Source organism: Halomonas sp. BMC6, assembly GCF_964204995.1.
Classification (GTDB): domain Bacteria; phylum Pseudomonadota; class Gammaproteobacteria; order Pseudomonadales; family Halomonadaceae; genus Vreelandella.
On sequence record NZ_CAXNSH010000001.1, the window covers coordinates 2,080,415 to 2,098,220 of the forward strand.

The 17,806-nt window shown below is 58.3% G+C and carries 14 protein-coding genes; 13 read left to right on the plus strand and 1 reads right to left on the minus strand.

The genetic code is table 11. The features are described from left to right. Positions 1-11: 11 nt before the first annotated feature. The 8 genes from AB6K10_RS10030 to AB6K10_RS10065 all read left to right on the plus strand — a co-directional run bounded on the left by AB6K10_RS10030 (position 12) and on the right by AB6K10_RS10065 (position 11,026). On the plus strand, positions 12-434 hold the full coding sequence (locus AB6K10_RS10030) for a hypothetical protein (protein ID WP_285262545.1): 423 nt from the start codon (positions 12-14) through the stop codon (positions 432-434). A gap of 27 nt (positions 435-461) precedes the next feature. Next, positions 462-1,256 (plus strand): class II glutamine amidotransferase, encoded by a 795-nt coding sequence (locus AB6K10_RS10035; RefSeq protein ID WP_253017336.1) that lies wholly within the window; start codon positions 462-464, stop codon positions 1,254-1,256. A gap of 150 nt (positions 1,257-1,406) precedes the next feature. Continuing rightward, entirely contained in the window at positions 1,407-3,080 is a 1,674-nt protein-coding gene (locus tag AB6K10_RS10040; protein WP_159341731.1) for an AMP-binding protein, read from the plus strand. A gap of 203 nt (positions 3,081-3,283) precedes the next feature. Further along, positions 3,284-7,195 carry an ATP-dependent RNA helicase HrpA gene (gene hrpA, locus AB6K10_RS10045; protein ID WP_339119614.1) on the plus strand — a complete coding sequence of 1,304 codons (3,912 nt, stop codon included), beginning with the start codon at positions 3,284-3,286 and terminating at the stop codon, positions 7,193-7,195. A gap of 115 nt (positions 7,196-7,310) precedes the next feature. Further along, complete coding sequence (locus tag AB6K10_RS10050) at positions 7,311-8,432, plus strand: beta-ketoacyl-ACP synthase III (RefSeq protein ID WP_339118613.1); 1,122 nt, start codon at positions 7,311-7,313, stop codon at positions 8,430-8,432. 80 nt (positions 8,433-8,512) lie between these two features. Continuing rightward, on the plus strand, positions 8,513-9,316 hold the full coding sequence (locus tag AB6K10_RS10055; RefSeq protein ID WP_253017337.1) for a VacJ family lipoprotein: 804 nt from the start codon (positions 8,513-8,515) through the stop codon (positions 9,314-9,316). A gap of 8 nt (positions 9,317-9,324) precedes the next feature. Then, the gene (locus tag AB6K10_RS10060) at positions 9,325-10,518 is read left to right on the plus strand and encodes a PP2C family protein-serine/threonine phosphatase (protein WP_159341735.1); all 1,194 of its coding nucleotides are present in this window, start codon (positions 9,325-9,327) and stop codon (positions 10,516-10,518) included. Further along, complete coding sequence (locus AB6K10_RS10065; protein ID WP_159341736.1) at positions 10,508-11,026, plus strand: STAS domain-containing protein; 519 nt, start codon at positions 10,508-10,510, stop codon at positions 11,024-11,026. The genes AB6K10_RS10060 and AB6K10_RS10065 overlap by 11 nt, the downstream gene beginning before the upstream one ends. 55 nt (positions 11,027-11,081) lie before the next feature. Here AB6K10_RS10065 and tal read toward each other — a convergent pair whose 3' ends face one another. Next, complete coding sequence (tal, locus tag AB6K10_RS10070) at positions 11,082-12,020, minus strand: transaldolase (RefSeq protein WP_339118614.1); 939 nt, start codon at positions 12,018-12,020, stop codon at positions 11,082-11,084. A 148-nt stretch (positions 12,021-12,168) separates the two neighbouring features. On the opposite strand from tal, the gene AB6K10_RS10075 reads away from it, so the two are divergent. The 5 genes from AB6K10_RS10075 (at position 12,169) to pstA (ending at position 17,806) form a co-directional block, all read left to right on the plus strand. Further along, complete coding sequence (locus AB6K10_RS10075; protein ID WP_339118615.1) at positions 12,169-13,362, plus strand: multidrug effflux MFS transporter; 1,194 nt, start codon at positions 12,169-12,171, stop codon at positions 13,360-13,362. Continuing rightward, positions 13,362-14,093 carry a sulfite exporter TauE/SafE family protein gene (locus AB6K10_RS10080; protein ID WP_339118616.1) on the plus strand — a complete coding sequence of 244 codons (732 nt, stop codon included), beginning with the start codon at positions 13,362-13,364 and terminating at the stop codon, positions 14,091-14,093. The genes AB6K10_RS10075 and AB6K10_RS10080 overlap by 1 nt, the downstream gene beginning before the upstream one ends. A 117-nt stretch (positions 14,094-14,210) precedes the next feature. Then, entirely contained in the window at positions 14,211-15,224 is a 1,014-nt protein-coding gene (locus tag AB6K10_RS10085; RefSeq protein WP_159341740.1) for a substrate-binding domain-containing protein, read from the plus strand. 146 nt (positions 15,225-15,370) lie between these two features. Further along, on the plus strand, positions 15,371-16,621 hold the full coding sequence (pstC, locus tag AB6K10_RS10090) for a phosphate ABC transporter permease subunit PstC (protein ID WP_159341741.1): 1,251 nt from the start codon (positions 15,371-15,373) through the stop codon (positions 16,619-16,621). An 18-nt stretch (positions 16,622-16,639) separates the two neighbouring features. Continuing rightward, positions 16,640-17,806: a phosphate ABC transporter permease PstA gene (gene pstA, locus AB6K10_RS10095; RefSeq protein ID WP_159341742.1), complete on the plus strand. Its 1,167-nt coding sequence runs from the start codon at positions 16,640-16,642 to the stop codon at positions 17,804-17,806.

Here is a 17,806-nt window from a genome sequence, read left to right on the forward strand (position 1 = left end):
TGAGGGGTATTATGCTGTTTGCAGACTCAATGTCACTGCTGTGGTTCAGTTATTACGGTCTTTCACTGCTGGTTCTGCTGGCGGTCTATTTTGCGCTGTCCTTTTTGCCGCGCCTACCAAGATTAGTGATGACGTGGTGCGTGGCGGGGGCCATGTGGATGCCGGCCAACTACCGGTTACCGCTGGTCGACGAGGGTGAGTTCTACACCGGCTGGGCACCTTCGGCGATGGTCGCCGCCGTTGGCTTCTTCGAGCACAGCGCCAGCGCCATGCGTAACGGCCTGCTGTGGGCCGTATTCGGCGTGGCGCTCGGCGCCGGCATCGGCATTGCGCTGTGGTGGCGACGCCGTCCGTCTGCCGTCGAGCCCGCGCCGCGTCGCCAAGCGGAGGAGGAGCCTCAGCCCACGCGTCGCCGCGAACCGGTCATCCGCTAATGCGAGGGACTGCCAAGGAGTGGGCCCATGTGTGAACTGTTGGGCATGAGCGCCAATGTGCCAACCGATATCTGCTTCAGTTTCTCTGGCTTCTTGCATCGCGGTGGGGGCACTGGTCCTCACCGCGATGGCTGGGGCATCGCCTTTTATGAAGAGGGCGGCTATCGTGAATTTAGAGACCCTCACCCCTCCGTGGATTCACCGATTGCCCGCTTGATTTGTGAGTATCCGATCAAATCCAACGTCGTCATCAGCCACATTCGCCAAGCCAACGTGGGCGGCGTGCGACTGGCCAACACACACCCGTTTACCCGTGAAATGTGGGGGCGGCCCTGGTGTTATGCTCACAATGGTCAACTCAGTGACTGGCAGACGCTACCTTTAGGGGTCTATACCCCCGTTGGCAACACCGATAGTGAGCACGCGTTTTGTTGGATCATGGGCGAACTGCGCAGTGCGTTTCCTACCCCACCGGCTGCACCGGAGGCGCTATGGGAAATGCTTCACGCACTGTGTGAACAGCTGAGAGGCCTGGGAGTGTTTAATTTACTCCTCTCCGACGGCGTCTATCTTTATAGCTACTGCTCCACCAAGTTGGCGCATATCACTCGGCGCGCCCCCTTTGGTGAGGCGGAGCTATCCGATGCAGAGATGACGGTCAACTTCATCGAGCATACGACGCCCAACGATATCGTGTCGGTGATTGCTACCGAGCCGCTGACCCAAAACGAGGCGTGGCAGCGTATGGAGCCGGGGGAACTATTGGTATGGCGAGAAGGAGAAATCAACGCGCGATACTGTCCAACCCCTAAACCCGCATGACAGGGCATAAGCTAAAGTTGAAACGCAAGTTTCAATCGATCGTTTTACAGTATCATAAACGTCGTATATCGTTGGCGTTTAATCTCTTTATACAACCACACCACAATAACAAGGTCGGTCTCACATCGACACGGATAGCGGAGATAGCCCATGAGCGAACACGCCAACACCCCTATTTTGAGCGGGCCAGCGCTTGAGGGGTTGGAACACTACCACTCTATTACGGACGTTTTTCACTCGGCCGTCTCGCGCTTTAACAGCAAGCCCGCGTTTACCTGCATGGGCAAAACGCTGAGCTTTTCCGACCTTGATCGTCTCTCGGCCCACTTTGCGGCTTGGCTGCAACATGAAACCGACTTGGTGCCGGGCGACAGAATCGCCATTCAGCTGCCGAACGTTTTGCAGTTTCCCGTGGCGGTGTTCGGTGCCTTACGGGCAGGACTGGTGGTGGTCAACACCAATCCGCTGTATACCGAGAGGGAGATGGCGCACCAGTTCAAAGACTCCAACGCCAAAGCCATCGTGATTCTGGCCAATATGGCCGACAAACTGGAAAAAGTGCTTGATAAAACGGACATCAAGCATGTGTTGGTGACACAGCTTGCCGACTTGCACGACGCCCCCAAGCGCTGGCTGATCAATGCGGTAGTGAAGCACGTCAAGAAAATGGTGCCTGCGTACTCGCTGCCGAGTGCCGTCGGTTTCCGAGATGCGCTGAAGAAGGGCGCGTCGCTGAAACACACGCCGGTCGAGCGCAACATGGACGATCTCGCGGCGCTGCAGTACACCGGCGGAACTACGGGTATGCCCAAAGGGGCGATGCTGACCCACCGCAACCTGGTGGCCAACATGCTTCAAGCGCGCTCGGCCATTGGCGAGCACCTGACCGACGGCGAAGAGCTAGTGATTGCACCGCTGCCCGTGTATCACATCTACACCTTTACCGTGAACTGCCTGTTCCTGATGGAAACCGGCAACCACTCGCTGCTGATCACCAATCCTCGCGATCTGCCCAATTTCGTCAAAGAACTCAAAGGGCTGCCGTTCACGGGGTTTATCGGTCTCAACACGCTGTTTAACGCGCTGTGTAATCGGGACGACTTCAAGCAGCTCGACTTCTCCAAATTGAAGCTGACCATTTCAGGGGGTATGGCGCTGACCAAAGCGGCTGCCCAGCGCTGGGAAGAGACGACCGGCTGCCCGATCGCCGAGGGCTACGGCCTGACCGAAACGTCCCCCATCGTCAGCTTCAACCCTAACGATGCCATTCAACTGGGCACCATTGGCAAGCCGGTCGCGGGCACGTCGGTGAAAGTCGTCGATGCTGATGGTAACGATGTACCGTTTGGCGAGCCGGGCGAACTTTGCGTGCAAGGCCCGCAGGTCATGAAAGGGTACTGGCAGCGTGAGGAAGAGACGCGCAACGCCATTGATGAAAACGGCTGGTTCCATACTGGTGATATCGCCGTGCTCCAGAGTGACGGCTACATCAAAATCGTTGATCGTAAAAAAGACATGATTCTGGTGTCGGGCTTCAACGTCTATCCCAATGAAGTGGAAGATGTCGTCGCTGCCCACCCTGACGTCTTGGAAGCGGCGGCCGTCGGCGTGGCCGATGAAAACGCGGGCGAAGCCATCAAGCTGTTTGTGGTCTCCAAAAACAGCCAGCTTGACGCTGACACGCTGCGCGCTTGGTGCAAGAAAGAACTCACGGCCTATAAAGTGCCGAAATACATCGAGTTCCGCGACGAGCTGCCGAAAACCAATGTCGGTAAGGTGCTGCGTCGCCAACTGCGCGACCAGGAAGCGACCCCTGCGCCCTAAGGGTTGAACACTCGGTCAAGCGGGCGTTAGGCGTCTCGTTCGCGAAAGCGTTACAATGGTCGGCCCACTTACGAGTGGGCCGACGTTTATTCTGAGATGGAACCGAGCCTAACGTGACCACCGACACGCACTCATCCCGTATCGATACCCCACAAGACAACGCCCCTTCACTCACAGCGCTCCAGGAGTCGCTGGGTCACGTGATGCTGCGTGATCAGGAGCGGCTCTCGCGTCGGGTGGCGGGCCTGCGGCGTCGGCAGCGAGAGAACAAACCGATCGACCGCGGCTTGAACGAGGTGGAACGGGAGGTCGACAAAGCCAAGCAACTGCTGGCCCAGCGGGAAAGCCTCCGCGTGACGCTGGATTACCCGGCAGAGCTGCCGGTGGTAGAGCGACGTGAGGATATTCTCACTGCGATTCGTGACCACCAGGTGGTGGTGGTGGCGGGGGAAACCGGCTCGGGTAAAACCACGCAGCTGCCCAAAATGTGCCTGGAGCTGGGCCGTGGCCGAAAAGGGCTGATTGGCCATACGCAGCCACGGCGTCTGGCGGCGCGCAGCGTCGCGGGGCGGCTGGCGGAAGAGCTAAGCGTGCCGCTTGGCGAGCAGGTGGGCTATCAGGTGCGCTTTAACGACCAAAGCTCGCCGAGCACCCTCGTTAAGCTGATGACCGACGGCATACTGCTGGCTGAGACGCAGCACGACCCGCTGCTGCTGCGCTACGATACGCTGATCATCGACGAAGCCCACGAACGCAGCCTCAACATCGATTTCTTGCTGGGTTACCTCAAGCGGCTGCTGCCCAAGCGCCCAGATCTGAAAGTCATCATCACCTCCGCCACGATCGACGTAGAGCGCTTTGCGGCCCATTTCGGCTCGACTAACACGCCTGCGCCGGTGGTCGAGGTATCTGGCCGCACGTTCCCGGTAGATGTCCACTACCGCCCGCTGGTGCGCAGCGAAGAGGACGAGGATGACCGCACGCTGCAGGAGGGGATTTTGCATGCCGTGCGTGAGATCGAAACAATCGAGCGTGAAAAAGGCTGGCTGCATGGCCCCCGCGATGTGCTGGTGTTTCTACCCGGCGAGCGGGAGATCCGCGAAACCGCCGATACGCTGCGCCGCGCGGATTTCAAGGGCACCGAGATTCTGCCGCTGTACGCGCGCCTCTCTAACGAGGAGCAGAACCGGGTGTTTGCTCCCCACCGGGGACGGCGTATCGTGCTGGCGACTAACGTGGCTGAAACCTCACTCACCGTGCCGGGAATTCGCTATGTCATCGACCCTGGCCTTGTACGCATTAGCCGCTACAGCTACCGAGCGAAAATCCAGCGGCTGCCCATCGAGCCGGTCAGTCAGGCCAGTGCCAACCAGCGCAAGGGTCGCTGTGGGCGAATTGCGGAAGGCGTGTGTATCCGCCTTTACGACGAAGAGGATTTTCTGTCACGCCCTGCGTTCACCGACCCGGAGATTCAGCGCACCAACCTTGCGTCGGTCATCCTGTCGATGCTGGCGCTAAAGCTCGGCAGCATCGAAGACTTCCCCTTCGTCGACCCGCCCGACGGTCGTTTCGTCAAAGATGGTTTCCGGCTTTTGTTCGAGCTCGGCGCCGTCAACGAGAAGCAGCAGCTCAGCGGTTTGGGTCGTAAACTAGCGAAGCTGCCCATTGATCCGCGTTTGGCCCGTATGGTGTTGGCCGGTGCAGAGCGAGGCAGCCTGCGGGATGTGCTGATCGTGGTGTCGGCGCTGGCGATTCAAGACCCCCGTGACCGGCCCGCCGATAAGCGTCAGGCCGCCGATCAAGCGCACCAGCGCTGGCACGACCCGGACTCCGACTTCGTGGCACTGCTGAACCTGTGGCACGGCATCGAAAACGCCCGCGAGGCATTGTCGGGCAACCAGCTGCGCCGCTGGTGTCGTGAGCACTACATTAACTATCTGCGCATGCGCGAGTGGCACGATACCTTCCGCCAGTTGCGCCAACTGCTGCGGGATATGGACATCGAAGTACCCGCGCCGTTGCCTCGTGATGAGAACGAGAGCGAAGAGCAGGCCAAACAGGCCAGACGCAAAACGTCGGGCAAGCTGCATCAGGCGCTGCTGTCTGGCCTGCTCTCCAATTTGGGTACGCTGCTTGAGAACCGAGAGTACCTCGGCGCGCGTAACCGCAAGTTCATGATTCACCCCGGCTCTGGTCTGGCGAAGAAAACGCCCAAGTGGGTCATGGCCTTCGAGCTGATTGAAACCACCAAGCTGTTTGCGCGCACCGTTGCCAAGATCGACCCGCAGTGGATTGAGCCACAAGCGCAACACCTAGTGAAAAGCAGCTACAGCGAGCCTCATTGGGAAATGAAGCGTGCTCAGGTGGTCGCCTTCGAGCAAGTCACCCTGTTTGGCTTGCCGATCGTGGCGCGTCGTCGCGTTCATTACGGGCCCATTGCGCCTCAAGAGTCGCGGGAGTTGTTTATTCGTCGAGCGCTGGTGGAAGGCGAGTTCCAAACCAAAGGAGAATTCTTCGCCCATAACCGTGCGCTGATCGAAGAGGTAGAAGCGCTGGAAGATCGCGCCCGTCGGCGAGATATTCTGGTGGATGAAGAGACGCTGTTTGCCTTCTACGATGAGCGAATCCCCGTCGATGTCGTCAATGGCAAGGGTTTCGAACACTGGCGTAAGCAGGCCGAGCGCCAAGAGCCTGAGCTGCTCAAGTTCGATATCGACGCTCTCAAAGCCAGGGACGCCCATGACGTCACTCAGGCGCAGTATCCGGATCATTTAACGCTGTCTGGCGTCGCGTATCCGGTCAGCTACCACTTCGACCCGGACGCCGACGATGATGGCGTGACCCTCACCGTCCCTGCGGCCATGCTGCCGCAGCTACCTGTGCACGCGTTGGAGTGGCTGGTGCCGGGGCTGCTGCGTGAAAAGTGCATTGCGCTGCTGAAATCGTTGCCGAAAAGTATTCGCCGCCAAGTGGTACCCATTCCCGACTGGGTCGATGCCGCGCTTGAGACGCTGGTGCCCGATGAGCGGCCGCTCACCGAAGCGCTGGGCGAGTTCATTCGTCGCCGCACCGCCACCCGCGTTCACCCGGATGATTGGCGTCTCGATCTACTGCCGCCGCACCTCCTTATGAACGTGCGGGTCGTCGATCATGCGGGCAAAACGCTGGGCCAAGGGCGCGACGTGCGTGCGCTGGAGCGGCGTTTCGAAGAGGCGGCGAGTGCAGGCGCCCAGGCGCTGGCCGATCAGGCAAGCCAAGCGCCCGCGCTGGACGAGTTGCCAGAATCACCGCTGCCAGAGTCGCGGGTGACGACTCAGGCCGGTATCCGCGTGGAGGCCTACCCAGCGCTGGTGGCCGACTCTCATCATTTCAAGGTGGCGCTATTCGACCATCCGGCAAAAGCAACGGCGGCCCACCAACAAGGTGTTGCCCGGTTAGCCATCGCCAAGCGGCCCGAGCAGGTCAAAGCGATCAAGCGCTTACCGGGCGTGGAAAAGTGCGCGTTACTCTTTGCTAAGGTGGGTAGTAAACAGGCGCTCGTGGATGATTTGCTGCTGGCGGTCTTTACGCAAGTGGTTGCCACGGATCCGCTGCCGCGCTCTGCCGGAGAGCTGGCCGAGCGCCTCAAGGTAACCGACGAGGCGCTGGTGCCACACGCGACGTTACTGTTAGAGCGTGTCGAGGCTGCGCTCAAAGGGCACTTGGCCGTGACCAAAGTGCTCAAAGGGAAGCTCAACTTTGCGCTAGCGCTCGTTTATAGCGATGTGAGCGCGCAGATGCAGCGCTTGGTCTATCCTGGCTTCATTCGCGATGCCGGGGAGTGGCTCGATGAGTATCCGCGCTATACCGAGGCAGCGCTGATCCGGCTTGAAAAGGCGGCACGCGAACGCGGCCGTGACCAAATGATGATGCAGGATATCCAAGCGCTCGAAGCACGTTTCGATGCGCGGCGTAACAGCGAGCGACGCGGCGATGCCGAAGACCCGGCGCTGGTGGCCTTCGGCTGGTGGATACAAGAGTTGCGCGTTTCGCTGTTTGCTCAGCAGCTCGGTACGAAGATGCCGGTATCCGTGAAGCGCCTGGAAAAACGTTGGGACGAGATCACTCGTCTTTGACACGCTGGGTGCATCGCACAGCGCGATGCCCCTTAGAGCAGGACGGACACGCCTGCAAGACATTCGTTGATGGATGGTTTCGGCGTGACGCCTTGAGGCCGCCTAAGGAGACAGCATGACCAATGTAGTGATCACCGGTACAGGACTTTATACGCCGGAAAACGCCATCGATAACGCGGCGTTGGTCGCTGCTTTCAATGCCTGGGTCGATCAGCACAACGCCCGGCATGCAGACGCCATCGCGCGTGGAGAGCAAGAGGCACTGGCGTACTCCAGCAGTGAGTTCATCGAGAAAGCGTCGGGGATCAAGAGCCGCTACGTGCTCGATGCCGAGGGCATCCTTGACCCTGAGCGTATGCGACCTAAACTGCCACAGCGGCACAATGACGAACCCTCTATTCAGTGCGACATGGCCACGCAGGCCGCGCGCCAGGCGCTAAAGGCGGCGCAGGTCGAGGCAGCCGATATCGAGCTGGTGATCGTGGCGTGTTCGAATCTGGAGCGCGCCTATCCGGCGGTGGCGGTAGAAGTGCAGCAAGCGCTGGGAACGTCTGGCTACGGTTTCGATATGAATGTGGCCTGTAGTTCTGCCACGTTTGCGCTGGAAACCGCGGCCAATGCGATTGCGTCAGGCAGCGTCAAGCGGGCGCTGATCGTCAACCCGGAGATCTGTTCGGCGCATTTGAACTTTAGAGACCGTGACAGCCACTTTATTTTCGGCGATGCTTGTACGGCTATGGTATTGGAAAATAGCGATGTGGCCGTGGCTAAAGAGCGTTATGACATTTTAGGTACACGGCTCGTCACCAAGTTTTCCAATGCGATTCGTAATAATGCGGGTTTTTTGAATCGAGTCACCGACAGCGACCCGCAGGCACTGGATAAGCTATTTGTGCAGGAGGGGCGCCGCGTATTCAAAGAGGTGTGCCCCATGGTGGCCAAGCTCATCACCGACCATTTGGCATCTCTAGAACTGTCGGGTGGCGACCTGACGCGGATGTGGCTGCATCAAGCCAATCGTCACATGAATGATTTGATTGCCCGTAAAGTGCTGGGAGAAGAGCCCAGCGAGGCTCAGGCGCCGATCATCCTAGATCGCTACGCCAATACCAGCTCGGCAGGCTCGATCATCGCCTTTCATCTTCACCGCGAGGCGTTATCGGAAGGCGATATCGGCGTGATTTGCTCGTTTGGCGCGGGCTACAGCGCGGGAAGCGTGGTCGTTCGTCGCCAGTAATCGGGTGGGTAGTGGGTGAGTGGATGTCTAGAAAAGCGGTCAATGTTGAAGAAGGACAGTGCATGTTGAAGGGGTGGGCAATGCAAACACAGGCGCGAAGTGCATGGCAAAAACTGCTGCCGTTACTGCTGCTCGCGACGTTGAGCATGGGCGGGTGTGCCAGTACGGGGTCGCCGCAAGAGGGCAACGCGTCTGAGCCACCGATGGCGGCTGACCCTCAGGACCCCTGGGAAGGATTCAATCGGCGCGTATTTGAGTTCAATGACGTGCTGGATCGCTACGCGCTCAAACCCGTGGCGCAGGGGTATAACGCCGTTACCCCCGAGCCGGTGCAAACCGGGGTCGGTAACTTTTTCTCTAATTTAGGGGAAATACGCACGGCCCTGAACAGCTTGCTGCAGGGCAAACCTGCCAACGCGGGACTGGCAACGTCACGATTTTTGATCAACTCCACGGTGGGTATCGGTGGCTTGCTCGATTACGCAACGCTGATGGAGATTACCGCCGATAAAGAGGATTTTGGTCAAACGCTGGCCGTATGGGGCTGGGATGATTCGCGCTATTTAGTGTTACCGCTTCTGGGCCCGCGCACCTTGCGGGATGCGTCGGGCCTACCGGTGGACTTTGCCGCGCATCCGATCACATATATCGATGATCACCAACTGCGTGCAGGTTTGACGGCGCTCGATATCATTCATCTTCGCGCCGACTTGCTGGATCAAGAGTCGTTGATTTCCGGAGACCGCTACCGCTTCGTTCGTGATGCTTATTTGCAGCGGCGACAGTTTCAAGTCAATGACGGGGAGTTAGGCGATGACCCGTTTGCCATGGACGATTTTGATTTCGACGATACCGATGTAGGTGACGACGACTTCGCCGATTGAGGCCTGACATGGATCACGCTAAGCAGTTGATCGCGGTAATCGACGAGCCCGGCCCTGAGCGCGATGCGCTGGCCGAGGCGATTACCTGCGACGGCATGTGGGTGTTTGCCGCCGATAACATTGACCATCTTCCTAGCGGCACCGCGCTGATCGTGGCTCACGCCCGAGCCGTGCCGCGTCAGCAGTGGTCACAGTTGACGCATCGGCTGCCTACGTTGGTCGTCAGCGACTCCCGTCAGGACGCTGACTTGATCAAGGCCATCGATGTAGGCCTGGTGGACTACATCGTTCATCCGCTGCGCCACACCGAACTGCTGCGCAGAATGATCCGTAAAGCGATTGAGCTGCATACCTTGGCCCAGGAGCGTGATCGGGATCGAGCGCGGCTGGCAGAGCTCAATGAGAGCCTCGAAACGCATCTGGCCCTGCTGCGGATGGATCAGCAAAGCGGCGGGCACATCCAGCGACGCCTGCTGCCCGCGCACCCCAAGGTGATCAGCGGTGTATACTACGACTACTGGTTCGCGCCATCGCTCTATTTGTCGGGCGACTTTCTCGACTATCAGCGCTACAACGACCGTTTCAGCGCGTTCTACTTCGCCGATGTGTCGGGGCACGGCGCATCGTCTGCCTTCGTCACGGTGTTGCTCAAATATTTGTGCAACCGATGGCTTAACGAGTGGGACGGCCAAGCGCCTGAGCAGCTGCCGCCGAACTGGCTCGCTGCCATGAATCGAGAGCTTCAGGATACCGACATCGGAAAACATGCCACTTTATTTGTCGGTGTTATTGACCACGAGCAACAGACTCTTCACTATTCGCTCGGTGCGCAGTTACCCATGCCGCTACTAGCGGCCGACGGTAAGCTGGAGCGCTTAGCAGGGGAAGGAATGCCGGTAGGCCTTTTCCCTGATGTGGAGTATCCTTCGCTTAGCTGTGCTTTACCGGCCAACTTTCGGTTATGGCTGTGTTCAGACGGTGTATTGGAATGCTTGCCGGGTAAAACGCTCGACACGCGGCTCACGGAACTTGAGCAACTCGTTAGCGAAAGTGTCACGCTTGAGCAGTTGCGCGACCGGCTAGCCAGCACCAATTCGCTTCTCAAAGAGGGCGATGAGGATGACGAGGCGAACCAAGACCGCGATGCTTTGCCCGATGACCTGACAATCATGATGGTGAGCGGATTTGGTCATGCTGATTGAAGAGGGCCGCATCAAAGCGGCGTTCAACTCTGGTGTTTTTGTCTTAAAGCTCTGTGGCGACGTGCGGTTGACGCTATGCGCCACGCTCGATACCCAAGCACAACGTCTCGCGGAAACCCCTGGCCTTCAGGCGGTGATGATCGACCTGCGGGAAGCCAGTAACGTGGACTCCACGGCGCTTGGCTTCTTGGCGAAGGTCGCCATGGCTGTCAAAGGGCGTTTGGAGCAACCCCCGACCATCATTGCTGATAACCCGGATGTCAGGCAGATGCTCGACGTCATGGGCTTTGCGCGCTTTTTCACGCTCATGGAAGCTCCTTTGCAGCCGAGTTCAACGCTGAACTCATCGATGCAGGACTTGCCCGCCGAGCCTGCCGATGAAGAGGGCCTGCGTACGCGTATACTAGAAGCGCATCGCATTTTGATGCACATGAACGAGCATAATCGCGAGCAGTTCCAGCCGCTGGTCGAAATGCTCGAAGCGCAATCTGCGGTGGCGCATAAATAACGCGCCCCCTTGCCTGGCAGACAAGAGGGCGTCGAGCGCGGACGGTCGCGTCGTCTTAGTCTTGGCGTAGTTGGCTAAGCAGCTCCTCGAGCTTACGCTGGTCGGCCATGAACTTCCGAATACCTTCGGCCAGCTTGTCGGTCGCCATCTCGTCTTCGTTCATTTCCCATCGAAAGTCAGCCTGGGACAGCGCTTGGTCGACAGAGCTGCTGGCTCCCATGGGCGTCAATTGGCGCGGCAGCTCGCCCTGCTGTTCGTCAAGTTCATTGAGTAACGCGGGGGAAATGGTCAAACGGTCACAGCCTGCCAACGCCTGAATTTCACCTACGTTCCGGAAACTGGCGCCCATGACGATCGTGGGGTAACCGTGGCCTTTGTAGTAGTCGTAAATGCGCTTCACTGACTGCACGCCCGGGTCATTGGCTCCGCTAAAGTCGGCTTCCGGCGAACGGGCTTTGTGCCAATCGAGGATACGGCCAACGAACGGTGAAATGAGTGTGGCACCGGCGTCGGCACATGCCTGCGCCTGAGCAAAGCCGAATAGCAAGGTCAGGTTGGTGCGAATACCGTCGCGCTCCAACTGGCGGGCGGCCTGAATGCCTTCCCAGGTAGAGGCCATCTTGATCAGAACCCGCTCCGGGTCCACGCCGTGTTGGGCATAGCGTTCGATGAGCGAGTGCGCCTTGGCAATCGTGGCGTCACGGTCAAACGAGAGGCGGGCGCTGACTTCGGTCGATACGTAGCCGGGTACCAGCTCGCTGATTTCGCTGCCAATATCCACTGCCACACGGTCAACAGCCTCGTCGATGTCGGTGCTCTCTTTGGCAATGCTCGCCAGCCGCGCGCGACGCTCTTCTTGCTGAGCGGCCTGTAGAATCAGTGAGGGGTTGGTCGTGGCATCTTGAGGCTGAAAACGGCGAATCGCTTCAAGGTCGCCCGTATCAGCCACCACGGTGGTCATCTCTTTTAATTGGCTTAGTAAGCTCGTGGCCATGCAGTGCTCCTTGGTTGTCTTTGGGGTACTTTAGCAAGGGGCGCGCGCAACGAACAGACACCGACAAATGAATTGAAATCGATTATGATTAGCGGCCTATCTTTTTGGCGGTCTCCTCCGCTCTCTCACGCCCATAGTAAGGAGGCTTATGGAACTTAATCCTCGTCGAGTGGCGCTGCTGGTGGCGGCCAACACCGCGTTGGCGCCGTTTGCGATCGACGCCTATCTGCCTGCCATCGGCGTTCTGGCCGAGAGCATCGATGCCAGCATTCACCATACCGAACTCTCGATCAGTATGTTTTTGTTTGGGTTCGCGCTCGGGCAGCTCTGTTTTGGCCCACTCTCCGATCGAGTAGGGCGCAAGCCAGTGCTGCTCAGCGGTTTGGTCGTGTTCATGCTGGCAAGCCTGATGATCACCACTGCCGACAGCCTGACGTCACTGCTGATTTGGCGCTTTATTCAAGCATTGGGCGGTGGTGCTTGCGTCGTGAATTCGGCGGCCATCGTACGCGACTGTTTTAGCGGGCGGGAGGCGGCCAAGGTCATGTCCACCATGGCTATGATCATGATGCTGGCCCCGCTGGTGGCGCCAGCGGTGGGCAGCTTGCTGCTGCATATCGCGGGGTGGTGGCTGATCTTCGTTTTTCTGGCCGTTTATGCCGGTTTCTTACTCTGGCTGCTAGGAACCCGCTTGCCCGAAACCCGCGATACCAATTTGCCAGCGGCCTCACCTCGTCAAGTGATTCGCAACTATGCCAGCGTGCTGCGTCATAAAGAGGGCATGGGATACATCTGTGCGGTCGCCGCATCGTTTGCGGGGCTGTTTGCGTTCGTCACCGCATCGCCCTTTCTATATTTGGATTACTTCTCCCTCTCGCCCAGCGTCTACCCTCTGGTGTTTGGGGTGAACGTCGTGGTGATTGCGCTCTCCAACCGCGTCAATATCTATCTGCTGCGAAAACGCACGCCGCAGCAAAATTTGCGCTTGGGATTGGCCGTTCAGTTAGCGGCTGCTCTGGGGTTGGTGCTGGCCGCAGCGCTGAATGTGGCGTCGCTCTATGTGGTGGTGCCGTTGGTCATGATGTTCACCGCTATGATTGGCTTGATCACTCCCAACGCCATCTCATCGCTACTGGATCATTTTGGCCATATCAGTGCCACAGCGACCGCGCTGCTCGGCGGTATCCAGTTTAGCTGTGGGGCGCTGGCGGGCGTCCTGGTGGGCCTGTTCCAAGTAGAGCATGTGTGGCCCATGGTGCTAACCATGTTAGGTGCGGCCTTACTGGGCAACATCGGCGTGAGAGTCCTGACCCAGGCCCCTAAGGCAGACGATGCATTGTAATGGATAGCCTGCTGCAGTGGTTAGACATGCCATTGACCCATTGGCTTGGCAGCGCCGCCGTACTGCTACTCGGTGCTTTCGTGCAGCGGGCGACGGGGTTTGGCTTGGCAGTGGTGGGCGCACCGCTGCTACTGATGATCGAACCCCGGCTGGTGCCGGTCATTCTGGTGCTGTTTGGTTTCACGGTCTCGTTGATGATGGTTCGCCGTTATTGGCATGAAGTGAGACTAAAAGAGATGAGCGTTGCCTTGGTGGGGCGCTTACCGGGGAACGGTCTGGGGCTTTGGCTGTTGCTGGCCGCGCCAATGGTAGTGCTGGAAAAGCTGATAGCCGCCATCGTACTGTTTGCGGTACTGGTCACGTTATGCCGTTTCGAGCTGCCGGTGAACCGCATCACTCTCTTTATCGCGGGTGTTCTTTCCGGTGTTTTTGGCACGGTAGCGGCCATTGGCGGGCCGCCCATCGTGCTGCTCATGCACGGTTTCGCGCCGGACCGCATGCGCGGCAACCTAGCCGCCTTTTTTGTTCTCACCTCGCTGTTAACCCTGCTGACACTGGCATTGGCAGGGCAGATCAGCGTTTGGCATTTCAAGCTGGCGCTCACTTTTCTACCTGCCGTCTTGTTGGGTAATGCGCTGGCGGATGCAATCGCACACCGACTGGATAAACCGCTGTTGCAGCGTCTTTCGCTGGGGCTATGCACGCTCGCGGCATTGGGCTTATTGCTGTAGCGCGAGATTTTCTTAAAAAAGTGGAGACGTTTTGGGTGATGTCATAAAGATGTCATCGAAGGGGTGCAAAGTACGTCATGCGAAGGCCAGAACCCTACATCGACAGGAGTATTTCGCATGAACCGTATTCTAAAAACTACCGTCATCGCGGCGGCTGTAATGAGCGTTGCCGGTGTGGCACAAGCACGTGACCAGATTCGCATCGTCGGCTCCAGCACTGTTTATCCGTTCGCCAGCTACGTGACTGAAGAGTTCGGCGCGCTGACCAACTACCCGACGCCGGTCATCGAGTCCACAGGTTCTGGCGGTGGTATTCGTCTGTTCTGTAACGGTGTTGGCGAAGGCACGCCGGACATCACCAATGCGTCTCGTCGCATGAAGTCTTCTGAACTCGAGCGTTGCGAAGAGAACGGCGTTACTGACATCACCGAAGCGAAAATCGGTTCTGACGGTATCGTTCTGGGTCTGGCGGCCACCAACGAGCCGATCGACCTGACGCTTGAGCAAATCTTCTTGGCGGTTGCCGCCCAGGTGCCGGTAGACGGCGAACTGGTTGATAACCCCTACACCAACTGGAGCGACATTGACGCTTCTCTGCCGGACCGCGCCATCTCTATCTATGGCCCGCCCAGCACGTCTGGTACCCGTGACGCGTTCGAAGAACTGGTCATGGAAGCCGCTTCTGCCGAGATGGACATCTACGGTGAAGAAGGTTACACCGACATCCGTACCGACGGTGTTTACATCGACGCCGGTGAGAACGACAACCTGATCGTTCAGCGCCTGGCAGAAGACACCGGTGCCTTCGGTATCTTCGGCTACTCCTTCCTGGTTGAGAACCCGGACACCATCATGGGTGCGTCCATCAACGGTGTTGAGCCGGAAGTCGAAGCCATCAGCTCTGGCGAGTACCCGGTAGCTCGTTCACTGTGGTTCTACCTGAAGAACCAGCACGCTGACGAAGTGCCGCCGATGTACGAATACGCCAACATGTTCATGGAAGATCAGATGATTGGCGATGACGGTTACCTGGTTGATCTTGGTCTGATTCCGCTGCCGGAAGCCGAGCGTGAGCAAGCTCGTCAGAAAGTGGCTGACCGCACCAAGCTGGTGGCGGCTGACCTGAAATAATCGCTATTCAATAGTGATGACATGGCCGGTAGCGGATGCTACCGGCCATTTGTTTTGGGGTGCGCTGTCTTTGTCATATTGCTGTCATGTTTTTAATCCAAAGTAGCAGCCAACACGATTTCATTAGGTGATGCGAGAGAAATTCGATGCAAACAAACCAGCTACTTTTACTCTTTTGCACAGTGCTCTTGCTGCTTGGGCTAGTGGCCTTTTTTGTAGGCCGAGCGAAGGCTGCGCGGGTACGTGCTTCTGGCACGGCGATGTTCGCACAGCCTGATCAGTATGCCTGGTTTGCTGTTCTCTCAACGGCAGGGCCTGCGGTACTGGTGGGCGCGCTAGGGTCGTTGCTACTGCTGTTGTTAGGTGCGGAGATACCGCCCATGTATTTGCTGGCTGCGAGCTTGGTGGTCGCCGCAGCCGGGTTGGCGGTTGGGGTGGCGCAAGTGAAGCCCCACTTTCACGCTCGCCAAGCCATCGAGCGGGTGATTCGCTGGGTGCTGACCGGCGCGGCGATGATCTCGATCTTTACCACGTTCGGTATTCTGTTTTCGATCATCTCGGAAGCGCTGCGTTTCTTCCAAATGCACAGTTTCTGGGACTTCATCACCGGCACAACCTGGAACCCCGGTGCGAGCTTTCTAGCGGCCGCAGGGCGCGGTGACGGCAGCAGCGCTGAGTTCGGTTCGGTGCCACTGTTCGCGGGCACCTTCATGATCACGGCCATTGCGCTGTTGGTCGCGGTGCCTATCGGTCTGTTGTCAGCGATTTACATGTCGGAGTACGCGCCTCAACGGGTGCGCACGATCGCTAAACCGGTGCTCGAAGTGCTGGCAGGTATTCCCACCGTGGTTTACGGCTTCTTCGCCGCCATTACCGTGGCACCGATCATCGTCAATATTGCCGGCTTCTTTGGGCTGGATGCGTCTTACAACAACGCCGTTGCGCCGGGTGTGGTCATGGGCATCATGATCATTCCGTTTATCTCCTCGCTCTCTGACGACGTGATCAACTCGGTGCCCGATAGCATGCGCCAGGGCTCGCTGGCACTGGGAATGACCAAAGGCGAAACCATTCGCGACGTGGTCGTGCCTGCGGCACTGCCCGGTATCATCTCTGCGGCGCTGCTGGGGATGTCCCGAGCGCTGGGTGAAACCATGATCGTGGTCATGGCGGCCGGTATGCGCCCGAACCTGACGGCCAATCCCTTGGAAGACATGACGACAGTGACCGTCCGTATCGTGGCATCGCTGACCGGCGACCAAGAGTTCGAGAGTGCGGAGACGCTGTCAGCCTTTGCACTGGGCCTGGTGCTGTTCGTCGTCACTCTGACGCTCAACCTGGTCTCTGTATTAATGATTCGTCGCTTCCGCGAAAAATACCGCGTGAACAACCTGTAACGCCGAGGAACTGATTCGATGAGCCACTCTTTTGACGAGATCAGCCAGCAGCTTAAGCGGCGTCACCGTAAGTCGGCCCGCCTGAAGTGGGTCTCCATGGGCGCGCTGGGTTTAGCAGGCCTGTTCTTGGTGCTGTTCTTTGCCGACATGCTGAGCAAAGGGTTGCCTGCGTTCCAGCAGGCCTATATCAATACCGAGATCAACTACACCGAAGAGGCGAGCCGCGATGGTCGTCAAGCGTTTGACGAGGAGTTGGTGCCGCTGATTAGCCGCACCGAGGTTCGCGTCATTCCGCTGCAGCTGCGCAATAACCCCGACATGATCGGTACCTCCGAGCAGCGCTGGATGCTGGCCAACAGCGAAGTGGACCAGTATCTGAAAGGACACCGCAACAGCTTGAGCGACGAAGAAAAAGCCGAAATCGACGAGCGGGTTGCTTCAGGTCAGGTGGATTTGCGTTTCAATAAAACGTTCTTCGGCTCAGGGGATTCGAAAATCGCCGAGAACGCCGGTATCTTGTCGGCGGTGGTGGGGACGGTCATGACCATGATCGTGACGCTGCTGATCTCTTTCCCCATTGGCGTGATGACGGCCATCTATCTGGAAGAGTTCGCACCGGATAATCGTTTTACCCAGATCATCGAGATCAACATCAACAACTTGGCAGCGATTCCGTCGATTCTGTTTGGTCTGCTAGGTTTGGCGATCTTCATCAACTTCTTTGGCGTGCCGCGCTCATCTCCGCTGGCAGGCGGTATGACGCTGGCGCTGATGACCCTTCCCGTCATCATCATTGCCACCCGTACGGCACTGCGTAGTGTGCCGGACTCCATTCGCCATGCGGCATTTGGTGTAGGTTGCTCGCGCTGGCAAGTGGTTCGTGATCACGTTCTTCCGCTGGCGATGCCCGGTATCATGACCGGTTCGATCATTGGCCTGGCGCAGGCGATGGGTGAAACTGCACCGCTGATCATTGTAGGGATGGTGGCCTTCATTCCGGATGTCAGCGCTTCCTTTACCCAGGCAGCCACGGTCATGCCCGCGCAGATCTTTACTTGGTCAGGCGAGCCGGAGCAGGCCTTCGTTGAAAAAACCGCTGGTGGCATCCTAGTGCTACTGTCTGTGCTGATTTCGCTCAACGCCTTTGCCGTTGTGCTACGCAAGAAATTCGAGCGCCGCTGGTAA

Coding starts and splice junctions, on each gene's coding strand:
- AB6K10_RS10030 (WP_285262545.1), top strand. CDS start 12: ATGCTGTTTGCAGACTCAATGTCACTGCTGTGGTTCAGTTATTACGGT.
- AB6K10_RS10035 (WP_253017336.1), top strand. CDS start 462: ATGTGTGAACTGTTGGGCATGAGCGCCAATGTGCCAACCGATATCTGC.
- AB6K10_RS10040 (WP_159341731.1), top strand. CDS start 1,407: ATGAGCGAACACGCCAACACCCCTATTTTGAGCGGGCCAGCGCTTGAG.
- hrpA (WP_339119614.1), top strand. CDS start 3,284: ATGCTGCGTGATCAGGAGCGGCTCTCGCGTCGGGTGGCGGGCCTGCGG.
- AB6K10_RS10050 (WP_339118613.1), top strand. CDS start 7,311: ATGACCAATGTAGTGATCACCGGTACAGGACTTTATACGCCGGAAAAC.
- AB6K10_RS10055 (WP_253017337.1), top strand. CDS start 8,513: ATGCAAACACAGGCGCGAAGTGCATGGCAAAAACTGCTGCCGTTACTG.
- AB6K10_RS10060 (WP_159341735.1), top strand. CDS start 9,325: ATGGATCACGCTAAGCAGTTGATCGCGGTAATCGACGAGCCCGGCCCT.
- AB6K10_RS10065 (WP_159341736.1), top strand. CDS start 10,508: ATGCTGATTGAAGAGGGCCGCATCAAAGCGGCGTTCAACTCTGGTGTT.
- tal (WP_339118614.1), bottom strand. CDS start 12,020: ATGGCCACGAGCTTACTAAGCCAATTAAAAGAGATGACCACCGTGGTG.
- AB6K10_RS10075 (WP_339118615.1), top strand. CDS start 12,169: ATGGAACTTAATCCTCGTCGAGTGGCGCTGCTGGTGGCGGCCAACACC.
- AB6K10_RS10080 (WP_339118616.1), top strand. CDS start 13,362: ATGGATAGCCTGCTGCAGTGGTTAGACATGCCATTGACCCATTGGCTT.
- AB6K10_RS10085 (WP_159341740.1), top strand. CDS start 14,211: ATGAACCGTATTCTAAAAACTACCGTCATCGCGGCGGCTGTAATGAGC.
- pstC (WP_159341741.1), top strand. CDS start 15,371: ATGCAAACAAACCAGCTACTTTTACTCTTTTGCACAGTGCTCTTGCTG.
- pstA (WP_159341742.1), top strand. CDS start 16,640: ATGAGCCACTCTTTTGACGAGATCAGCCAGCAGCTTAAGCGGCGTCAC.